The sequence below is a fragment of the Providencia sp. Je.9.19 genome (assembly GCF_051129765.1).
Taxonomy (GTDB): domain Bacteria; phylum Pseudomonadota; class Gammaproteobacteria; order Enterobacterales; family Enterobacteriaceae; genus Providencia.
Map to the genome: position 1 here is coordinate 1 of NZ_JBCPSS010000005.1, position 22,236 is coordinate 22,236.

Sequence of the window (22,236 nt, forward strand, 5' to 3'; positions counted from 1 at the left end):
TTTCCTCATGGAGAGTCAAGCTTTTTTTTCGCTTATCTTTTCAGATTCTCTCGCTGCCGTTTCAGTGTTCATCGCGCTTTGCGTTGTCTTGTTCCCGGTCAGTGGATGCGCATTATAGGGAGTCAGAAAATTCTGGCAACCCTTTTTTTAAACTTTTTATTTGTTTGCTCAGCTTTCCATCAGATTTAACTTAGATAGCTAGTTTTTTCAGCGAAATAAAGCCTTCAGCCTCAAGAACAGGTCGCAATCCCTGTACGCTTTCATTCATTAGCATGCAATATGCAAAATCCTCTTCATCAGATTCAATAATTTCGGCTTGATTATTAATCAGCCAAACTGTTCTTCTGGCAATCGCTGAGCCCGAATCAATAAACCTTGTGCCATCTGGCAGCACTTTTTCTAGCTCTTCTATTAAGAGTGGAAAATGAGTGCAACCTAAAATAACCGTATCTGGCGGTTCTGACATTCTTAGCCATGGCCTGACAGTTTGTGCAACTTCGTCTAATGGTAAGGTTTCACCATGTAGTTTTCTTTCTGCTAATTGCACTAATTCAGCCGAACCTAAAGAAACCACTTTGCAATCTGTGGCAAATCGTTCGATAAGCTCTTTGGTGTATTCACGATTTACCGTGCCTTTTGTTGCCAATAATCCAACCACTCCATTGCGGGTGAGTTTGGTCGCAGGCTTTATTGCAGGGACAACACCAACTACAGGAAATTTAAAATTGGCTCTAAGATTGGGAAGGCTGACGGTACTTGCCGTATTACAAGCAATAATTGTGATGGTTAAAGGGTGCTTTGCTGCAATAGCTTTAACGATTTGATAAACCCTATCAATAATGAAAGCTTCACTTTTTTCACCATAGGGGAAAGCTTCGTTATCGAATGCATATATATAGTGCGCATTGGGGATCAATTTTTTGACTTCACGATAGACAGATAACCCGCCCACTCCAGAGTCAAATACTAGAATGGTCGGGCGAACAGATTGGTTGTTATCAGAAGTTGTAGCTTCCGGTAAGGAAATATTCTCTTCCTGCGGTGCGGTAACCATACGCGGTCTCATAGTCTTTATCGAACATATTAGCTATTTTACCACGAATTGTGAGATGTGAAGTGATTGGATATGCGGCAGTGATATCCCAAATACTTACGCCACCAACTTTAGTACGTTGATAAGTTTCATTGATATCATAACGTTGGCCTATGTATTGGTATGTCAGCCCCATATCAACTTTATCTATATTCCAATCCAGCTGATACTTAACTTGTTGTTTTGCGCGACGATTAAGCACTTTATTAGTTTTTTCATTTCTTGGATCTAGATACTGTAAAGTGAGTTGATGACTAAAAATACCCGTCTGAAATTCACCATTCCACTCAACACCTTTAATTTTTGCCTTACCAATATTGTTATAAGAACTTGCATACGTTACTGAATCGGTAGTGAAATCAATAAGATTTGTTATATCATTTTGATAACCCGTTAGTTGCCAAAACAATAATCCTGTTTCACCTTCTAGGCCAATTTCCCACTGCTTACTTTCTTCAGGTTTTAAATTTGGGTTTCCTTTTATATTCCACATAGCATTATCTGTATATAGCTGCCCTAAATTAGGTGCTTTATATGCTGTAGCATAAGAACCAATTAATTTATAACCGTCATAGAATTCCCAGCTTAATCCAGATTGCCATGTTGTATGCCAATCGAACTCTGAATAATGATCGGAACGAATTGCACCTTCACCAATAACAGAATCAACTATTGCGTATTGTCCTGTAAGATAAATACCCGTGCTATTTACTGTTTCTTTTTTACTCGTCATCGTATAGCCGCCAGGCTCTATACTTTGGCGTTGATAATCAATTCCTGTGCTGATATTCCCTTTTTCTAATCTATAATTATTACCCCATTGAAGGTTATACTGATCTGATTCATCAAGTGCAGAACCGTTGCCATAACGCCCATTGTGATAGTTATAGTTGTAATCTTTCACATGACCATAACTTCCTAACAAGCTTGAAGAGTATTTACCATTGACATACTTCAACCCAGACTCATACGTTCTACTATATAACTTACGAGTATCAGCTGGTGTGCCATCATAGCTAGTCCGATTATCATAGCCATAACTACGTACATAAGCTGAAGTGTTAGTCGTAAATTGGTGCTCAACACCTAACCATAACGTCTTATTAAGGAAACCGTCTTTATCAGGCTGTGGATGCCCCCCTGTATTTCCTCTTGCCTCTACATCAAAGCCAGTCGTATGCGTATAAGCCGCAGCAGCAGTTACTGTTGTATTTTCACCAATTTTTTGCTGCGTTGAACCGTTATAATTTTGGTATCCATGTGAGCCAATGCCCGCATTCAAGGTTGTACCATCATTATCACGGCGCGTAATAATATTGACCACACCACCTACTGCATCCGAACCGTATACTGCCGATCTTGCCCCACGAATGTATTCAATTTTTTGAACCAAAGAGATAGGAATTTGGCTCATATCAGAAGAACCAGAAATACCGGCTTGGTTTAGACGAACACCATCAATTAATACAAGCACATGACGTGATTCAGTACCGCGAATAAAAAGAGAGCTTTGTTGCCCCATTCCACCATTTTGAGCAACATCCACACCCGGTAAACGTCTCAGAACATCAATAACGGTATTGGACTGCCAGCGATCTATTTCTTCACGAGTCACAACAGTGACAGGTGCTAATATAGAAGAAATGGGTTGTTCAAAACGATTTGCAGACACAACGAGCTCGTCAGACTTATTGTTTGCACTTGCGCTTGCCAAAGAAGAAATCCCACACAACACTGCTATAGCAGCGACCGATAAAGGCAGCAACTTATTATTATTCATTATGATTACACTCGGAAAATCAATTTAATTAAAATTTCCGCGAGGTCGAATATAAGGTTCGCGCTAATATTCAACGAAGCGATTAAAGCCGTGGTAGGTATCGGACTAAAAGAGTTATAAATTAAATGCTCATGCAAAACACAACCATGTTTTATATCTGCATTTATTCCCTAAATAACTCAAATTGCATGTAAGCGACAAACGAAATCCCAATAAGCATATATAAGTATACAGTTTGGGTAGCTTTGCGAAGTCAACAACCATGCGGCTTGAAGTATGACGGGTATAATCTTAATTACCGTTGCGCGTCAGTTCTGGATTCCCACCAGATTCCCTATTCATTCATAAAACCACAGCGCTATTATCCTAAGTCGATTCGCGACTAGAGTCTATGGATGCATAATGAAAACTGGACATCTTCGCTGCTTTCCCTACAATTTCGCCCCTGATAAGAATTTTGACTGTTTTATGGAGCCATATGATGCAAAACACGTTGCACACCGAACATTATGAACTGCAACTTGCAGAAAAAGTGAACCGATTGAAGGGGATAATGGCTCCTTATGCAGCACCCGAACCTGAAATTTTTTCATCTCCAAAATCCCATTATCGGATGCGTGCGGAGTTCAGACTCTGGCATGAAGGTGATGACCTGTTCCATATTATGTTTGATAAAGAGACAAAGGAACGCATTCACATTGAACAATTTCCTGTCGCTAGCCAATTAATTAATCAATTAATGGCTGAGTTATTGCCATTAATTAAGCAGAGTGAATTACTTCGCCACAAGCTATTTCAAGTCGATTACCTTTCAACACTGAGCAATAAGTTAATTGTTTCTTTGCTTTACCATAAAAAGCTAGGTGATGAGTGGACTTGTGAAGCAAAAAAACTAAAAGCGGCATTAGTTGCGAAAGGTTTTGATGTTCAAGTTATTGGCCGTGCATCAAAAACAAAAATCATGCTAGATAATGATTATGTTGATGAAGTCTTGCCTGTTAATGGCAGAGAAATGATTTATCGCCAAGTTGAAAATAGCTTCACTCAGCCAAATGCACAGGTCAATATTAAGATGTTAGAGTGGGCCATTGCCGCAACAAAAGGCGCTACTGGTGACTTATTAGAATTGTATTGCGGGAATGGTAATTTTTCGTTAGCGCTAGCGCAAAATTTCAACCGTGTATTAGCGACTGAGATTGCGAAGCCGTCAGTTTCTGCTGCTCAATATAATATAGAAGCCAATAACATTAAAAATGTGCAGATTATCCGAATGTCTGCTGAAGATTTTACACAAGCAATGAATGGAGCTCGTGAATTTCGTCGCTTAGAAGGGATCAACCTTGCAGATTATCAATGCAACACCATTTTTGTTGATCCGCCTCGTAGTGGCTTAGATGATAAAACAGTGCAGTTAGTCCAAGAGTACGACAATATTCTTTATATCTCCTGTAATCCTGAGACGCTCAGCGATAATTTATCAGTACTAAATAAAACACATAAAATAGAAAAACTTGCCCTATTTGATCAGTTCCCTTATACCCATCATATGGAAAGCGGTGTGCTATTGACTCGCCGTTAGTCTTTATAACGAAAAACGCCGTTATTTGAATAATCAATAACGGCGCTTTAATCTTATTCGTCCAAGCAATACTAAACTTCAGCTTCTTCGCGTTCCGCGGCTAATTCTAATTGTTCTTGTTTGCGCGTTTTCCAGCTTTTATATAGCCACAAAGCGAGAATCACAATAATGGTTGCTGGAATAAAGTTAGAGCCAATTTCAGGATGTTGAACACGTAAAATAGCGGCATAACCAAAAACACCAATAAAGAAATTACCAACTACGAACTTGGGTAACCCTATAGGCATCGCATGATGTAAATAACGCTGGTGTAAACAATAAACAGCAAGTACTAAGGTAATGACTGGGAAGATAGAAAACTCAACTAAAGAGTTAAACATCGCAGAGAAAGTCCCATGCGTTGACAAACCAATCACTAAGGCCAATAGCAATGTGCTTCTTTCATAACTTTTGTGATCCTTCATTGATTCTCCTTAATTATTTCGTTAGGTCCGGGGCAGTTTGATTTTGTTTTTCTTGTTCACGGCGATACCAGTAATACGCACCTTTGGCGATCATTCGTAACTGTAGTACCAACCGTTCTTCGAGGTACTGTCGCTTTTCTTCATCAACATCAAGCGCTTCAGCACCTGCACTGAATACAATCGTAACCATTGCTTCTGCTTGCATCTCAGTAAAATGACGAGGCATATGGTTTTCTAACTCAAGGTAATCTGCTAGTTCGGCAATAAAGTGCTGAATTTCTCTGGCGACTGCGGCACGAAATTCTGCGGAGGTTCCTGAACGTTCACGCAATAGTAACCTAAAGGCATTGGGGTTATTACCAATAAATTCCATAAAGGTCGAGATTGATGTACGGATCACACTCCCGCCTTTAGCAATGCGCTGGCGAGCTTGTCTCATCAGTTGACGCAACATAAGACCGCTTTCATCAACCATTGTTAGCCCAAGTTCATCAACATCTTTAAAATGTCGATAAAATGAGGTCGGTGCGATACCTGCTTCACGGGCAACTTCACGCAAGCTAAGGCTTGTAAAACTCCGTTCGGCGCTTAATTGGCTAAATGCAGCTTCGACGAGTGAACGACGAGTTTTTTCTTTTTGTTTTGCTCTAACGCCAATAGTGTTGCTCACGGTGATCCTAATCTCTATTTCATTAAACGCGATTCATATATCAAAGATATAAATCGTAAATGTAGCTTAACATCTAGCATACCTGAAAATAATTAAACTGTTTTGGAGAAAAATTGATTCTTACTATAAATTCGTTATTTTCAGAATTTCGCCTAACCAGTTTCCTGATTTATTTTTTATACAACCGCCACCCTATTCCTTGTAACCATAGCCTCAAAAAATACATTTGGTATTTTTACTTTCTCACTTTTTCACTAAAAGTTATTTCCTCTAAGAATTTCGAATTAAAAAACCCTAACAAATCTTTTTCTCTTGAATTTCGTTTCGTCGCGAGGCGGCAAAAGAGTGAATCTCTGGGAACGTAGATAACTACGTGACTAGAGTGAACGAATGTAACCAACAAAGTGACGGAGCGAAAGGCAATAAGAAAAAAGGGATATTAGGTTAAATATGCGACTAATGATAACATATTGTTGTCATTTTGTTTTTAGAGCAGGTCTTATCTCATGCAACACACCCATTTTGATGCAATTGTCATTGGCTCTGGTCCTGGTGGTGAAGGCGCCGCCATGGGGCTCGTGAAACAAGGAAAAAACGTTGCTGTTATAGAACGTTACAATAATGTCGGCGGCGGCTGCACCCACTGGGGAACTATCCCCTCGAAATCACTCCGTCACGCCGTTAGTCGAATTATCGAATTTAATCAAAACCCGCTTTATAGCGATAACTCTCGTAGCTTGCGCTCTTCTTTTGCTGAAATTCTAAAACATGCTGAAACGGTCATTAGCCAACAAACACGCATGCGCCAAGGGTTTTATGAACGCAATGGTTGCCATATGTTCTCTGGTGAAGCGACTTTCATTGATGATCAACATGTTAGTGTTCGCTATACCGATGGCAGTTGTGATGTCCTAAATGCAGATAAAATTATTATTGCGACTGGATCTCGCCCTTATTGCCCTTCAGATGTCGATTTCAACCATTCCCGAATCTATAATAGCGATACTATTCTCAACCTGACACATGAGCCACGCCACGTCATTATTTATGGTGCAGGCGTCATTGGTTGTGAGTATGCATCTATTTTTCGTGGATTAGGCGTTAAAGTTGACTTAATTAATACTCGCGATAATTTGCTGGCATTCCTTGATCAAGAAATGTCAGACGCCTTGTCTTATCATTTTTGGAATAGTGGCGTTGTTATACGCCATAATGAAGAATATGAAAAAATTGAAGGCGTAGAAGATGGCGTTATTGTGCATCTGAAGTCAGGTAAAAAAGTAAAAGCGGATTGTTTACTTTATGCCAACGGACGCACTGGTAATACTGATGGTTTAGGCCTAGCGAATGTTGGAATTGATGCAGATAGTCGCGGTTTAGTCAAAGTAGATCACGCTTATCGCACGACTAATGAACATATCTATGCTGTTGGCGATGTTATTGGTTATCCAAGTTTAGCATCCGCAGCTTACGATCAAGGCAGAATTGCAGCCCGAGCGATTACTTGTGGTTTAGGTAATGCGCATTTGGTTGAAGATATTCCAACCGGTATTTACACCATTCCTGAAATTAGCTCCGTAGGTAAAACAGAGCAGCAACTGACTGCAATGAAAATACCTTATGAAGTTGGCCGCGCTCAATTTAAACATTTAGCACGTGCTCAAATTGCAGGTATGAATGTTGGCAGCTTAAAAATTCTATTTCATAGAGAAACATTGCAGATTCTAGGTATTCATTGCTTTGGTGAACGGGCGGCTGAGATTATTCATATCGGCCAAGCGATTATGGAACAAAAAGGTGAAGGAAATACCATCGAATACTTTGTGAATACTACATTCAACTATCCAACTATGGCTGAAGCTTTTCGTGTTGCAGCGCTTAATGGTTTGAATCGATTATTCTAGGCTTTGCTGATTAATGTAAATAACACCATAAATTTAGCCGGATATTCTCCGGCTATAATTGTTATTACGCTGATATTTATCATTTTCCATTTATTTTATAAATAGATTTTATTTTTATAGTATTCATCCATTGATTTATAAATAGTTTCAGCGAGTTGATCATAACGTCCACGCAATGGTGAACCTGGTCGATAAACTAAAACGATAGTGCGTTTAGGTTCTGGCTCAACACAATTTAAATAGCAAACACCATCACGACAAGCTTCATTAGGTACGGCTAAATCAGGTAATAGTGTTATACCACTGCCTGCTGCAACCATATTCCTTAAAGTTTCTAAACTCGTTGCTCTGAAATGAGTATCTTCCTTTGCCCCTGCCTGAAAACAAAAACCCATCGCTTGATCACGCAGACAATGGCCATCTTCTAACATAAGTAATTTTTCACCCGCGAGCTCGCTCATTTCAATCGTATTGCGATCATGCCATGGATGGCTTTCATATATAGCGAGTTTCATTGGTTCCTCAAATAAAGGAACGACAATAAAAGGATCTGTTTCTTTCACTTGAGCTAAAATCACACAATCTAATTTACCACTATCAAGCTGAGCAAGCAGTTGCTGCGTCTGTGCTTCATGTAAATAAATTTCAAGTTTTGGATGAGCTTGGTGTAATTGCGGAATAATATGAGGTAAAAGGTAAGGAGCAACGGTTGGAATCAAACCTATATGCAGAGGACCAGACATACTTTCCCCCTGCAATGCAGCCATTTCCTGCAAAACTTTTATCTCTCGCAAAATCGTTCTAGCTTGTTCGACAAGAAGTAATCCTTGCTGGGTGAAAAGAACTTTACGACTGGTTCTTTCTAAGAGCATCACACCAAGCTCATCTTCTAGCTTACGGATTTGGCCACTTAATGTAGGTTGGCTTACATGGCAAGAGTCCGCGGCACGTCTAAAATGTTTGTGTTCGGCGAGTGCTACTAAGTATTCCAAATCTCGAATATTCATATCTTTTTTCTTCTCGTCCTTTCGTTTATTCTTAGGCAAATCTAAATAAAGATAGATAGATAATACCAATCACTATAACGATATTGTTTTGTTTTATCTATTAATATATCGATGAATATACCTAAATTACCTCTTTAAACACAATTAAACACCTTATTAAGAAACAATTTGTAATAATTGGAAACAAAATGCGTCATCTAACTTTCATACGTTCGTTTAACATCTCACCTCAAATCATAAAGACTACTTAACATATATCAGCAGGTATAAAAGACCTAAATATGATCTTTTAAAGACTGAATTCAGATTAAAAAACCAACGCTATATATTTCAATAGAATGCGAACTAGTCTGATAGTACATCAAGTTATTCATTTAATGATATATAAGACTAGCATTGAAATCATCAAGGCTAACTAAATATTACACACTGGTTAATATAACTATCAAAGCTAATTTTTAAGAATTTTATACACATTTTTAAACTATTTTACAGTTGAATAAGTTTAAAATAACGTAAATAATAAATATAATATAACAAGAGCAGAAATGAGATAACCATCAGTTTTAATACTTATAAATACCATTTAACAACTTCTTTAAGAGCTTATTCATCAGTAATAATACAGCTAAGGAGAAAATGTTATGACAACCGCTAAAAAATCATCAATCCTCTCTTCATCACTATTATCAATAAGTATATTACAGAATATTCAAATTCGACTTGTGAAAAATACAGCAACATTGAATTTCGTTACTTAGATAATCAGCCATATGTGACACCTCAACGTAGTATAACAACAAAAATGCGTAATAAATTTGAACTATGACCACATTGTAATATTGAGTAACTCAAATATTCGTCTAAAAATCTAACTTGAAATGAACTCGGAGAAATGGGGATAAGATAATCACACTAAAAATACAATGGACAATTAATAAATCATAAAAAATGAAAAAATAAATAGTTATTTGCAATGATACTGACACACTTTCCTTTAATTCTTATTATAGAAGATAATATTATTATCTTGTGAGGACAGATATATCTATCAATATAACCAATATACGTTTAAATACTAGAACACCAGAAACATCTTGTTATATTTGCTTTCATTCTTGATTAAACTTTGTAAGTTTTTATATAAAAATAAATTAAAAATCTTAACTTAACCTAAAGGCTTCACATTTTGACAGTCATTAAATGGCCATAGCCAAAAAAAATCAGTCAGCAGATTAAACCAACAAAAACCAGATTAAAATAGAGATACAAGAATATTTAATACCAAAAAGGCCAGTTATTTAGGGTTTCATAAAATTTACATCATAATTACGATCTATGGAAATAGTAGATTAATAATAGATTATGATTATATTTACACACATTTTACCTTTACAGCTTACACCTTTAGAGGGTTTTTTAATTTATAATTCATCCCATACACGACATTATGAGAACTTAATTAAAAACAGTATTTATTAATAGAATATTTCGTTTCATTCATTCAAACATACAGCAAGTTGATTATCTATAAATCAGCCAAAGGATACTATTATGAAAAATTTACTATCAATGACTAAAAAAACATTTGTTGGTGCATTAGCAGCCCTATTGTTAGTACCTACATTTATGTCTATTAATGCACACGCATCTAATGATGAGCACACTGGCGTTATTCATTTCAGTGGTGCTATTGTTCAACCGCCGTGCCTTAATGAAATTAATAACAAACAAATTACACTTAATTGCCTTGATGATAATGCAGATATGACTAGCAACCATTTAGATATTAAAAAAGTGACACAAACTAAAGGCTGGCAAGTAATCAATAGTGGCAGAGGTGAATATTCTTATAACTGGATAAATGAACAAAAACAATTAGGTATGTTAACCATTAAATATATTTAATAACAACCACGTTATGGGAATTGGGGTAGCCATGCTACCCCCCATTTTTTACTCAATAATACGCGCTACAAACCCAAGCGAATTTTCGCATCTGCAATTGCATTCGCAACTTGTTTCTGAGATACCCCACCTTTAGCAAGCCTTTTATCTAAACACGATTGTAGCGATAGAACTTCATACACATCTAACTGAATTGTATCACTGAATTTTTGCAAATCACTCAGCGCCATCTCTTCTAGAGCCTTCCCTTGGGTTATTGCGGTTACCACTGCTTCACCTACAATATGGTGCGCTTCACGAAATGGAATCCCCTTCGCAACTAAGTAATCAGCAAGCTCTGTTGCATTCGCATAACCTTGTTTTGCCGCATCTTCACAGCGTCCACGACGAATTTGAATACCGTCTAAAACTAATGCCGCCATGTGCATGCAATCTAACCAGGTATCAAGGGCATCAAATAGCCCTTCTTTGTCTTCTTGCATGTCTTTATTATAAGCCAGCGGTAAACCTTTCAAGGTCATCATCATACCGGTAAGCGCACCTTGTACACGGCCACATTTACCACGAATAAGCTCTAATGCATCTGGATTTTTCTTTTGAGGCATTAGTGATGAACCAGAGGTCACTTTATCCGAAAGCTCGACAAACCCAGCTTCACCACTATTAAAGAAGATTAGATCTTCAGCGAAACGCGATAAGTGGACCATACCAATGCTGGCATCTGATAATAATTCAAGTACATGGTCTCTATCAGAGACCGTATCAAGGCTATTACGTGTTGCAGATGAAAAGCCTAACCACTGTGCAAGTTGTTCACGGTCAATATCATAAGCCGTTCCTGCTAAAGCACCACAACCGAGAGGACTTACATCTAAACGTTTTAGTGTATCTTGCAAGCGGCTTTCATCACGTGCCAACATTTCACTATAGGCCATGCACCAATGCGCAAATGTCACCGGTTGTGCGCGCTGTAAATGTGTGTACCCAGGCATAACGGCATCTTGATTATTTTCAGCAGTGATCACCAATGCTTGCTGTAACTCATTCACAGCTTCGAGGAGTAACACCACTTGATCTTTACACCACAATTTTAAATCAGTGGCAACTTGGTCATTACGGCTACGACCCGTATGTAATTTTTTACCTAAATCGCCAACTTTATCAATCAGTTTGCCTTCTACCCAACTGTGGATATCTTCTGCATCACTTTGCAGCACAATTTCAGGATTATCTTGAACTTCTTTCAATAATGCATTGAGCGCTTGCTCTAAAGATTGTTGTTCACTATTAGACAGAACACCTACTGTGACTAACGCTTTTGACCATGCCACTGAGCCGATAATGTCTTGTTGCGCTAAGCGATAATCAAAACGCAATGAATCATTAAATTGTTTAAACCGCTGATCGGCTTCCTGACTAAAACGCCCACCCCAAAGTGCCATAACTAATCCCTACCTGATTGATAAAATAAGTTTTGCCCCCGACCGCAAAACCGCAGTCGGGGTATTACATTAACGCGATTTTTTATGCTTTGTTTTGTTCTTTCAATGCACGGATACGTGACGATAATGAATATAAACGAATAAAACCGCCAGCATGGCTGTGATCGTAAACATCATCCTCACCAAAAGTTGCAAACTCTTCAGAATATAAGCTTTTATCTGCTTTCTTCTGGATTGCAGTCACTTGACCTTTGTACAATTTCAGAACAACTTCACCTGTCACATCTTGCGCTAATGATTCTGCAGCAGCTTGTAATGAATGACGCAATGGTGCGAACCAACGTCCATCATAAACAACATATGACATTTCAAGACCTAACTGTTCACGCCATTTGAAGCTATCACGGTCTAAAACAAGTTGCTCAATACCACGTAATGCCGCCATCATGATAGTGCCACCAGGGGTTTCATAACACCCACGTGATTTCATCCCCACTAAACGGTTTTCAACGATATCAATACGGCCAACACCATGTTTCGCACCTAAGCTATTTAGTGTTTCTAAACAACCTAATGGAGAAAGCGTTTTACCATTAACTGAAACCACTTCACCTTGTTTAACACCAACAGTCACTAATTCAGCTTCATCTGGTGCATCTTCTGGGGATACGGTCCATACCCAACAATCTTGGTTCGCGGCATTCCAAGTACTTTCTAATACACCGCCTTCTGTTGAAATATGCCATGCATTTTCATCACGGCTATAAATTTTTTCAAGGCTCGCCGTGGTTGGAATATTACGCACTTTTAAATAATCCAGCAGTGCTTCACGGGAACGTAAATCCCACTCACGCCATGGTGCAACTACCTGTAGCTGTGGCGCTAATGCAGTATACGTACTTTCAAAACGGACTTGGTCATTACCTTTACCTGTGGCGCCATGAGCAACGGCATCCGCACCGACTTTTAATGCAATTTCAACCTGTGCTTTAGCAATGATAGGACGAGCCATTGAAGTACCGAGTAGGTAGCTGCCTTCATACAGCGCACCTGTTTTCAGCACTGGATAAATGTACCCTTTAATAAATTCTTCACGTAAATCAACGATATAGCACTCAGATGCGCCTGACTGCAATGCTTTTTGCTCTACGCCGACTAACTCTTCTCTGTCTTGGCCAACATCTGCAACAAAAGCAATAACTTCACATTCATCATAATTTTCTTTCAACCATGGAATGATTGCTGATGTATCGAGTCCACCGGAGTATGCCAAAACGATTTTTTTAATGCCCTTTTTCATAACTTACCTATCCCAATTCCGCTTAATTAATTATTTAATTCATCAGTTAACGTACTAATACGTCAATTTATGATGCCAAAATTCGTGTTCCGATCGCTGTTCCATTAAACAACGCAGGAAGTTGCTCCGCATGACGCCAGCTTGCAATATCGACAGGACGCTGCAATGTTGCCGCAGCATCAAGTGCAGCATTCACTTTTACGATCATTCCATCAGTAATAATGCCTTGGTCAATTAACTTCTGCGCTTTACTCGTCGTCATTTCATCAATTTTTTGACCTTTACCATCAAGAATGCCACTAACATCCGAGAGTAAAACAAGATCCGCATTCAAGACTTGTGCAATCGCGGTTGCAGCTTGATCCGCATTAACATTCATCAATAAACCTTCTTTGGTCACGCCGATAGAGCTAATGATCGGCATATACCCTGCAGAAAGAAGCAGTTTTAATAATGTTGCATCGCCAGGTTTTGCGCTACCTACATGGCCTAACTCATCATTTATTTGGGTAACCACGGCACTTTGGCCATCACCTAACGATAAGCCCACGGCTTGTAACTGATACTTTATCGCCCATGCCAATAGTGTTTTATTAGCGGTACCCGCAAGTGCACCCGTAATAATGTCAATTTGGTCAGCAGGCGTCACACGTAACCCTTGCTTTTTCATCACAGGTAATTGCAGTTTTTGCATTAACTCGTCAACTAGGCAGCCACCACCATGCACAATCACCAGTTCCCGCTGATGAGCCTGACGATAGGTTTGAATAGCAGTAAATAATCTTTCAAGCGCTTCCTCACTATCGAGTAGCACACCGCCCAATTTAATCACTAATGGTTGCATGGGGTTTTATCCTTAATTAATTCTTGCCCATAAGAGCATTAAAGTAATGACTGAGTTTCATTAAAACCGAAACGAATATTCATGCACTGAACAGCTTGCGCAGCAGCACCTTTTAATAGGTTATCTTCTGTTCCAACTAAGATTAGATGTTCACCTTTCAAAGCAAAGCCAATATCACAAAATGGTGTCCCAACAACCGATTTTAGGGCTGGAACACCCTTATCATATAAACGCACAAGAGGTTTATCTTGATAAGCAGTTTTAAACGTTTGGCTAATTTGCTCAGCAGTTACACCGGGCTTCACTTTACAAGTAATCGTTGCCAGTATGCCACGGGCAAAATTACCTAAATGTGGCGTAAAAATAACCTCTCTGCCCAAATGTGTCGCAATTTCAGGTTGATGACGATGCGTGAAAATACCATAAGGCTGTAAGCTAACTTCACAAAAGCTATTCGCCATCGATGCTTTACGCCCTGCGCCCGATACACCGCTTGTCGCATTAATAACTGGCCACATATCGTCATCAAGCAAATTAGCCTCAATCAGCGGTTTAAGCGCTAATTGAGACACTGTTGGGTAGCATCCAGGTACAGCAATAAGCTGTGCTTGGCTGATTTTTTCAGCTTGCCACTCAGCTAAACCGTAAACTGCTTGCATTAGCCACTCAGTATTTGTATGTTCAAAACCGTAATACTCAGGATAGAAAGCGGCATCTTGCACACGATAAGCACCCGAGAGGTCGAATACAACACAACCCGCCTCAAGAAATTGAGGGGCAATGTCATGGCTAACTTCATGAGCTGTTGCGAGGAAAACAACATCAATGCCCTGTGCCGCTGCGGCGACGTCTGTTAATGGCTGTACTGGAAGCTCAATAATGCCTTTATATTGAGGATATAACTCAGAAAAGCATTTACCTGCATCTGTACTTTGTGCGGAAACCATCAATCCTTGAAGATTAATTTCAGGATGACGTTGCAAATAAGCGGCTAATTCTGCGCCAGTATAGCCACTAGCCCCGATAATGAGTGCGTTCAACATAAGTATTCTACCTTGTACTCGTGACCCAAACAGTTTAATGTGTATTTTTATTCAAATAAAGTGCATGAATATTGATACTATTATGGATAAAGGCTGTCAACAGTGAATATTAAATTACCTGCATTTATTGAGATTTATCGTCAATTAATTGCCATTCCGTCGATTAGTGCGACTGATTCTCATCTTGATCAGAGCAATAAAGCCCTTATTGAGTTACTCGGCGGTTGGTTCGAAACACTCGGATTTTCTGTAAATATCCAATCCGTTCCCGATACACGAGATAAATATAATCTTCTCGCCTCAATTGGTGAGGGAAATGGTGGGCTAATGTTATGTGGCCATACCGATACCGTTCCATTTGATGATGGGCGTTGGACAAGAAATCCATTTGAGTTAACTGAATACGATGGCAAGCTATATGGTTTAGGGACTGCGGATATGAAAGGCTTTTTTGCCTTTATTCTTGATGCATTACGTGATGTTGATTTAACTCAACTCAAACGCCCTCTTCATATATTAGCGACCGCAGATGAAGAAACCTCTATGGCTGGCGCTCGCTATTTTGCGGCAAGCACTGCGCTGCGCCCAGACTTTGCTATTATTGGTGAACCCACATCGCTACAACCAATACGTGCACATAAAGGCCATCTTTCCAATGCTATCCGTATTACGGGGCAATCGGGTCACTCAAGTGATCCTGACCGTGGTGTGAATGCTATCGACTTAATGCATGAATCTATTTCGCATCTCATGACACTGAGAACAACGTTAAGAGAGCGTTTTAATAATCCAGCGTTTGTCATTCCTTATCCTACGATGAACTTTGGTCATATTCATGGCGGTGATGCGGCAAACCGAATTTGTGGTTGCTGTGAATTACATATGGATATCCGCCCACTACCAGGTTTAACACTCCAAGATATTGATGACCTGCTAAATGAGACATTAGAACCCGTTAAAGCTAGATGGCCAGGGCGTTTAGCGATTGAACCTATGCATCCGCCAATCCCCGGCTATGAATGTCCAACAGATCACAAAATGGTTGTGGTGATTGAGCAGTTGCTGGGGCAAAGAGCCGATACCGTTAATTACTGTACCGAAGCACCTTTTATTCAAGAATTGTGCCCAACGCTCGTTTTGGGGCCAGGCTCAATAGAGCAAGCCCATCAGCCAGATGAATTTATCGATATGCAATTTATCGAGCCCACTCGCCAATTGATAAGTCAGATGGTCGAACACTTTTGTTTAACAGAACTACAAGCTGATTCATCTAAATAACAACAACTTACTCTATTTATTTTTTCCAAGCGTAGTCCTTTATCAAGGGTTACGCTTTTTTATCATGAATTTTTTTCGTGTTGTGACTGAAAAAACATCAGTTATGTATTTAATTTAAGTGTTGACTCTCGATTAATATTCGGTAATCTCTATTTAGACGTCTAAACGTATAGATGCATAAATGGATTTAGTCATAAATAAATATAAAGTCACGAGGGTCAGGGTATGAGTTTCTTTCACGCAAATCAGCGCGAAGCGTTGAATCAAAATTTAGCTGAATTAGATGGACAAATTAATGTCTCTTTTGAGTTCTTCCCCCCTCGTTCTGAAGAGATGGAACAGACTTTATGGAAATCTATCGACAGGCTAAAAAATCTTAAACCAAAATTTGTCTCTGTCACTTACGGTGCGAACTCAGGTGAACGTGATCGAACCCATAGCATCATTAAAGATATTAAAGATAAAACAGGACTCATTGCCGCACCTCACCTCACTTGTATTGATGCCAGCCGTGATGAGTTAAGAGGAATTGCTCGCGATTATTGGAATAGCGGTATCCGCCATATTGTCGCATTGCGGGGTGATCTACCCGACAACAGCCGTAAACCTGACATGTATGCCACAGATTTAGTCGAATTACTCAAAGCTGAAGCTGATTTTGATATCTCAGTTGCCGCTTACCCAGAAGTCCATCCTGAAGCGAAAAGTGCTCAGGCTGACTTAATTAGCTTAAAAAAGAAAATTGAAGCCGGTGCTAACCGTGCAATTACCCAATTTTTCTTCGATGTAGAAAGCTATCTGCGTTTTCGTGACCGCTGTGTTTCAACCGGTATTGATGTTGAGATTGTCCCAGGCATTTTACCTGTATCCAATTTCCGTCAACTGGATCGATTTGCCAAAATGACTAACGTGCGTATTCCATCATGGATGAGCAGAATGTATGAAGGGTTAGATGACGACCCAGAAAGTCGTAACTTAGTCGGTGCTTCCATCGCAATGGACATGGTGAAAATTTTAAGTCGCGAAGGAGTGAAAGATTTCCACTTCTATACGCTGAATCGTTCAGAACTCACTTATGCGATTTGCCATACTTTAGGTGTAAGACCTTAATCGTTTTAAGAGGCTGCTATAGCGCAGCCTCTACGCTTCCACTTTCAACGACCTATCTATATCCCATTCGTATTAGGAAGGTTAACTTGAATAAAAACAGGTTCTTTTTCATTTTTAAATTCTTCAAGTGTAAATTTTTGATAATTAAGATTGTTGTATCCTCTAAAATACAAAAGACCTCTTTGCAGATCCGTCAGTACTGTCCATACCGAGTATTCAGTAAGATATAATTTAAAAATGTCATCTTCCCCTAACATCGGATCAACTGAAGCATTTTTAGGTCGATCAAATTTATTCATGACATGCGCTAGTTCAACAATCTGAACGTCAGGATCTACAACCTGATGATAATAAGTAGAATAATAAACTGCTCGGACAAACCGCCCCACTGAAGTATCCGCATTTGGCACTGCGGCAAGTGCAATTCCACTATCCGGTTGACTGACTTTGATATTACCGAGGGTACTTGAAGAAACATCGATATTTGATAATTGTGTATAATTATTTAAGTTGGTTAAATGCCATGGAAATTCAGGGCCATTCGTCATACAACGTGTTGGATTATCGTAAACCTTTAATTTGCCCTCAGAGACCTCGACCACAATACAGTCACCTGTTTTATCATAAAAAGCATAATGAAACGGACTTGGCATATTTCGCAGTAAGAGTAATTTCTGTGACCAAAAAGCCGTTTTGGGAATAACTAATTTCAGTTCCGCAACCGTCGCATACAAAGATAATGCCCATTCACCAATTGACGCGATAGGTACTGCTTTTGCATATTTTGTCGGACTCAAAGGAGCGAGCTCAGAGTCAGTGATCATATTTAGACTGAATGAAAGCCCAGCCGAATTAACCCCTTGCAATACATCTTTAGCCCCTGTAAAGCTAACTGCTGCCGTGATTGCTAAAAAGGGGTATTTAACTTTATATTTTAATCCCTGCGTACCATTAGGTGCTTGCCGCTGGAAAGTATGATTTTTGGGATAATAGGATAAGAGTGAGGCAGGTTCGTCAGATGAAAACTCAAGAGTTCTGCCGTGATAGATATTATTTCCTTTATCGGTGATAGCTAAAGTTGTGCAGGCAAAAGCATGATTACCCATGTTATTTTCCATTATGTAATTCAAAAGATATAATAATATAAATTCATCATTACTACCGAATAGTAACAATACCCTTAGATATTTAAAGAATAGTAATCTAATAACTATATTCCTATTTATAATACATAATTTAAATCAAATCCAACGTCTATATAAATGAATTAAAATTTATCATCATAAAACGAACTAAAACATATATGAAACCACCCGAAAATGATAAATTAAATTCTGTAACAATTAGGAAAAATATTGTTTGCAAATAAGCACGAAACCAAACAGTTAAGACTTAATAAATGACTTATTTTGATTTATCAATCACAATAAGTCATTAGCATAACCATATGAATAACATGGAAAATTAAAATTAATAATATAGCAGTTATTTAATGCAATGATTTATAAATAAAAAATAACATCAATATTCGACTAATAGTACATTACTATATTAGAATTATAGCGTTAAAGACCACAGTCAAATTAAGACATTAAAAATAAAATTTAATATTTACTTTGTTAATATAAGATTTCTGTCTTATATTAATTATGGAACTTAATATTCAAACGCAGTAATTAACATTTAGTTATTAAGGAAATTACAGATATGAGTAAAAAGTCATTAACACCGACCTATAGTGAGCTCGATGATGTATATTCATCATTTGACCTATCTCAATCATTACCCAAAACTCAATTTCCAGCGAAAGAAAGAGATCCACGCAATGTATTTAGCGCTGTACGCGATGAGCTAATGCTTGATGGAAATTCAAGACAAAATTTAGCGACATTTTGTCAAACTTGGGTTGATGATGAAATTCGCGAATTAATGGACTTATCTATCGATAAAAACATGATCGATAAAGATGAGTATCCGCAAACAGCCGAAATCGAAAATCGCTGTGTCCACATGTTAGCTGACCTTTGGCATTCACCAGATGCAGAAAATACTCTCGGTTGCTCAACCATAGGGTCATCAGAAGCTGCAATGTTAGGTGGGTTAGCCCTAAAATGGCAATGGCGTAAAAAACGCGCGGCACAAGGAAAACCTACCGATAAACCGAACTTAATTTGTGGACCCGTTCAGGTTTGTTGGCATAAATTTGCTCGCTATTTTGATGTCGAGCTCAGAGAGATCCCTCTTGAAGGCGAACGTCTCATCATGAACCCGGAAGAAGTTCTAAAGCGTGTTGATGAGAACACCATTGGCGTCGTACCCACTTTAGGTGTGACATTCACTTGCCAATATGAACCCGTTAAAGCCGTTCATGATGCCTTAGATAAACTGCAAAAAGACACTGGATTAGATATCCCTATCCACGTAGATGGTGCAAGTGGTGGTTTTCTTGCCCCGTTCTGTGCCCCTGACCTTGAATGGGATTTCCGCTTACCACGCGTCAAATCAATTAACTCTTCAGGCCACAAATTCGGTTTAGCTCCTCTTGGTGCGGGTTGGGTCATTTGGCGTGAAGCAACGGATTTACCCGAAGAACTGATATTCAATGTGAACTATTTAGGCGGTAACATGCCGACATTTGCCTTGAACTTCTCTCGCCCGGGTGGCCAAATTATCGCGCAATACTATAACTTCTTGCGTCTTGGCCGTGAAGGCTATGCAAAAATTCATAATGCGTGTTACGCAACTGCACAATATCTTGCACGTGAAATCGAAAAATTAGGTCCTTTTGAAATGATTTTCGATGGCGATAGCCAAAAAGGTATCCCTGCTATTGCATGGAAACTCAAAAAAGGCGCCAAAGCCACAAACTATTCTTTATATGATATCGCAGATAAACTGCGCAGCCGTGGTTGGCAAGTGCCGGCCTATTCTATGCCTGCCAACCGTGAAGATCTCGTAGTTCAACGTATTTTAGTCCGTCACGGTGTCAGTTTAGATCTTGCCGCTTTGTTAATCGAAGATTTCAAACGTACTCTAGATTATTTCGATAAACACCCTGTTAGTAAACCGCTCTCTGAACAAGAAGGCGGCGGCTTCAATCATAGCTAATCAAATTGTCGATAATTAGGCCAAAGAGTCTTCATTGTTCTTTGGTCTAATTAAGTCTTAGTGTTGTACCGATTGATTTTGCTAAATACATTACAGGAGAACGTCTATGACGACGGCAACCACAGCTCCAGCAGCAAAACAGCTGAGTTTACTGGGCTTTTTTGCGATCACGGCCTCCATGGTTATGGCAGTGTATGAGTACCCAACATTTGCCACATCCGGTTTCAGTTTAGTTTTTTTCTTATTATTAGGTGGTTTGTTGTGGTTTATTCCAGTAGCGCTATGTGCTGCCGAAATGGCAACCGTAGAAGGCTGGGAAGAAGGGGGGATTTTCGCTTGGGTTTCCAATACATTAGGTGAACGATGGGGATTTGCAGCCATTTCTTTTGGCTATCTGCAAATCGCGGTCGGTTTTATTCCTATGCTTTATTTCGTACTCGGTGCACTCTCTTATATTCTTAATTGGCCCGAGCTCAACACTGATCCCATCATTAAAACTATTGCTGCTTTAGTGATTTTATGGGCTTTAGCCTTTACCCAATTTGGTGGTACTAAATACACCGCGACGATCGCCAAAGTTGGCTTCTTTGCTGGTATCCTTTTACCTGCTCTCATTTTAGTTGGCTTAGCGATTAGCTATTTAGTTAGTGGTGCCCCACTTGCGATTGAAATAAGTGCAGCGACATTTATTCCTGACTTTACACAAATTGGGACATTAGTCGTTTTTGTTGCTTTTATCTTAAGTTATATGGGTGTAGAAGCCTCAGCAACACACGTTAATGAGATGAAAAATCCAGGTAGAGATTATCCTGCGGCGATGTTCTTGTTAATGATTGCAGCAATATGCCTTAGCTCGATTGGTGGTCTATCGGTTGCAGCGGTCATCCCTAATAGCGAAATAAATCTTTCTGCGGGTGTAGTCCAAACCTTTAATGTGCTCGTAACCCACTTCAATTCAACGCTTGAGTGGGCTGTTCGCATTATCGCAGCATTATTACTTTTAGGTGTGTTAGCCGAAATTGCATCATGGATTGTCGGTCCATCTCGCGGAATGTATGTCGCTGCACAAAAAGGTATTTTGCCGCAAAGTTTTGCGAAGGTGAATAAAAATGGCGTGCCTGTTACATTGGTAGTTTCTCAACTACTGATTACTACAATAGCTATTATTGTGCTGACCAATACTGGCGGCGGCGGTAATATGTCGTTCCTAATTGCCTTAGCCCTAACAGTAGTCATTTATCTTTGTAGCTACTTCATGTTATTCATCGGATATATGCATTTAGTTTGCAAACAATCTGAGAAAAAACGTGCGTTCAATATTCCTGGAGGTAAAGGCGTTAAGTTAGCGCTTGCATCTGCCGGTTTAATTATCTCGATTCTTGCATTTGTGGTTTCCTTCTTCCCACCAAGCTCTTTACCCGGTGCAGGAAGCGATAATACCTATGTCACATTACTCGCTGTCAGTTTTGTTATTATTTTCTTAGTTCCGTTTATCATCTATGCATTCCATGATAAACGCGGTAAAAAAACAGGCGTCTCAATGGTACATATCAAAACACATAATGCACCAGCCAATCATTTCTTTATTCACCCACGGGCGCGCTCTACCTATCATTTAGTTCATGATGATAAGCCAGCAGACGAGCCATCGAATAAAAAATAATTCGAGTCATAATGTGAAAAAGGCTGCCAATTGGCAGCCTTTT

17 protein-coding genes and 1 riboswitch are annotated in these 22,236 nt (G+C 39.2%); of the genes, 7 read left to right on the forward strand and 10 right to left on the reverse strand.

Features of this window, described 5'->3' with window-relative positions; all coding sequences use genetic code 11:
• Positions 1–190 precede the first annotated feature (190 nt).
• The gene (gene murI, locus AAZR93_RS16345; protein ID WP_434720431.1) at positions 191–1,054 is read right to left on the reverse strand and encodes a glutamate racemase; all 864 of its coding nucleotides are present in this window, start codon (positions 1,052–1,054) and stop codon (positions 191–193) included.
• Positions 999–2,873, reverse strand: coding sequence for a TonB-dependent vitamin B12 receptor BtuB (gene btuB, locus AAZR93_RS16350; RefSeq protein ID WP_434720432.1), 1,875 nt, complete (start codon positions 2,871–2,873; stop codon positions 999–1,001). The genes murI and btuB overlap by 56 nt, the downstream gene beginning before the upstream one ends.
• A 75-nt stretch (positions 2,874–2,948) precedes the next feature.
• Positions 2,949–3,243, reverse strand: a riboswitch (cobalamin riboswitch).
• 111 nt (positions 3,244–3,354) lie between these two features.
• Between btuB and trmA the strand changes: the two genes are divergently transcribed.
• On the forward strand, positions 3,355–4,452 hold the full coding sequence (trmA, locus tag AAZR93_RS16355; RefSeq protein WP_434720544.1) for a tRNA (uridine(54)-C5)-methyltransferase TrmA: 1,098 nt from the start codon (positions 3,355–3,357) through the stop codon (positions 4,450–4,452).
• A gap of 71 nt (positions 4,453–4,523) precedes the next feature.
• On the opposite strand, the gene AAZR93_RS16360 is transcribed toward trmA, so the two are convergent.
• Positions 4,524–4,916 carry a YijD family membrane protein gene (locus tag AAZR93_RS16360; protein WP_294105222.1) on the reverse strand — a complete coding sequence of 131 codons (393 nt, stop codon included), beginning with the start codon at positions 4,914–4,916 and terminating at the stop codon, positions 4,524–4,526.
• 13 nt (positions 4,917–4,929) lie between these two features.
• Positions 4,930–5,586 carry an HTH-type transcriptional repressor FabR gene (gene fabR, locus AAZR93_RS16365; protein WP_434720433.1) on the reverse strand — a complete coding sequence of 219 codons (657 nt, stop codon included), beginning with the start codon at positions 5,584–5,586 and terminating at the stop codon, positions 4,930–4,932.
• Positions 5,587–6,092: 506 nt separating this feature from the next.
• Here fabR and sthA point away from each other — a divergent pair.
• A complete protein-coding gene (gene sthA / locus AAZR93_RS16370) occupies positions 6,093–7,490 on the forward strand; it encodes a Si-specific NAD(P)(+) transhydrogenase (protein ID WP_294105219.1) in 1,398 nt (465 codons plus the stop codon).
• A gap of 95 nt (positions 7,491–7,585) precedes the next feature.
• Here the strand turns inward: sthA and oxyR are convergent, their stop codons facing one another.
• Positions 7,586–8,497 carry a DNA-binding transcriptional regulator OxyR gene (gene oxyR / locus AAZR93_RS16375; RefSeq protein WP_294105217.1) on the reverse strand — a complete coding sequence of 304 codons (912 nt, stop codon included), beginning with the start codon at positions 8,495–8,497 and terminating at the stop codon, positions 7,586–7,588.
• 1,554 nt (positions 8,498–10,051) lie between these two features.
• On the opposite strand from oxyR, the gene AAZR93_RS16380 reads away from it, so the two are divergent.
• On the forward strand, positions 10,052–10,405 hold the full coding sequence (locus AAZR93_RS16380; protein WP_434720434.1) for a hypothetical protein: 354 nt from the start codon (positions 10,052–10,054) through the stop codon (positions 10,403–10,405).
• Positions 10,406–10,470: 65 nt separating this feature from the next.
• Here the strand turns inward: AAZR93_RS16380 and argH are convergent, their stop codons facing one another.
• The 4 genes from argH to argC all read right to left on the reverse strand — a co-directional run bounded on the left by argH (position 10,471) and on the right by argC (position 15,034).
• A complete protein-coding gene (gene argH / locus AAZR93_RS16385) occupies positions 10,471–11,847 on the reverse strand; it encodes an argininosuccinate lyase (protein WP_434720435.1) in 1,377 nt (458 codons plus the stop codon).
• 82 nt (positions 11,848–11,929) lie between these two features.
• Positions 11,930–13,147, reverse strand: a complete 1,218-nt coding sequence (locus AAZR93_RS16390) for an argininosuccinate synthase (protein ID WP_434720436.1) — start codon at positions 13,145–13,147, stop codon at positions 11,930–11,932.
• Between the two features lie 67 nt (positions 13,148–13,214).
• Positions 13,215–13,991, reverse strand: coding sequence for an acetylglutamate kinase (argB, locus tag AAZR93_RS16395; RefSeq protein WP_294105206.1), 777 nt, complete (start codon positions 13,989–13,991; stop codon positions 13,215–13,217).
• A gap of 38 nt (positions 13,992–14,029) precedes the next feature.
• Positions 14,030–15,034: an N-acetyl-gamma-glutamyl-phosphate reductase gene (gene argC / locus AAZR93_RS16400; RefSeq protein WP_294105203.1), complete on the reverse strand. Its 1,005-nt coding sequence runs from the start codon at positions 15,032–15,034 to the stop codon at positions 14,030–14,032.
• A gap of 102 nt (positions 15,035–15,136) precedes the next feature.
• Here argC and argE point away from each other — a divergent pair, with 102 nt between their 5' ends.
• Both argE and metF read left to right on the forward strand, forming a co-directional pair.
• On the forward strand, positions 15,137–16,312 hold the full coding sequence (argE, locus tag AAZR93_RS16405) for an acetylornithine deacetylase (protein WP_434720437.1): 1,176 nt from the start codon (positions 15,137–15,139) through the stop codon (positions 16,310–16,312).
• 225 nt (positions 16,313–16,537) lie between these two features.
• Positions 16,538–17,422: a methylenetetrahydrofolate reductase gene (gene metF / locus AAZR93_RS16410; RefSeq protein WP_294105198.1), complete on the forward strand. Its 885-nt coding sequence runs from the start codon at positions 16,538–16,540 to the stop codon at positions 17,420–17,422.
• Positions 17,423–17,478: 56 nt separating this feature from the next.
• Here the strand turns inward: metF and AAZR93_RS16415 are convergent, their stop codons facing one another.
• The gene (locus tag AAZR93_RS16415; RefSeq protein ID WP_434720438.1) at positions 17,479–18,528 is read right to left on the reverse strand and encodes a linear amide C-N hydrolase; all 1,050 of its coding nucleotides are present in this window, start codon (positions 18,526–18,528) and stop codon (positions 17,479–17,481) included.
• Positions 18,529–19,129: 601 nt separating this feature from the next.
• Here AAZR93_RS16415 and AAZR93_RS16420 point away from each other — a divergent pair.
• Both AAZR93_RS16420 and gadC read left to right on the forward strand, forming a co-directional pair.
• Positions 19,130–20,530 (forward strand): glutamate decarboxylase, encoded by a 1,401-nt coding sequence (locus AAZR93_RS16420; RefSeq protein ID WP_294105192.1) that lies wholly within the window; start codon positions 19,130–19,132, stop codon positions 20,528–20,530.
• A gap of 106 nt (positions 20,531–20,636) precedes the next feature.
• Positions 20,637–22,193 (forward strand): glutamate:gamma-aminobutyrate antiporter, encoded by a 1,557-nt coding sequence (gene gadC, locus AAZR93_RS16425; RefSeq protein WP_434720439.1) that lies wholly within the window; start codon positions 20,637–20,639, stop codon positions 22,191–22,193.
• Positions 22,194–22,236 lie beyond the last annotated feature (43 nt).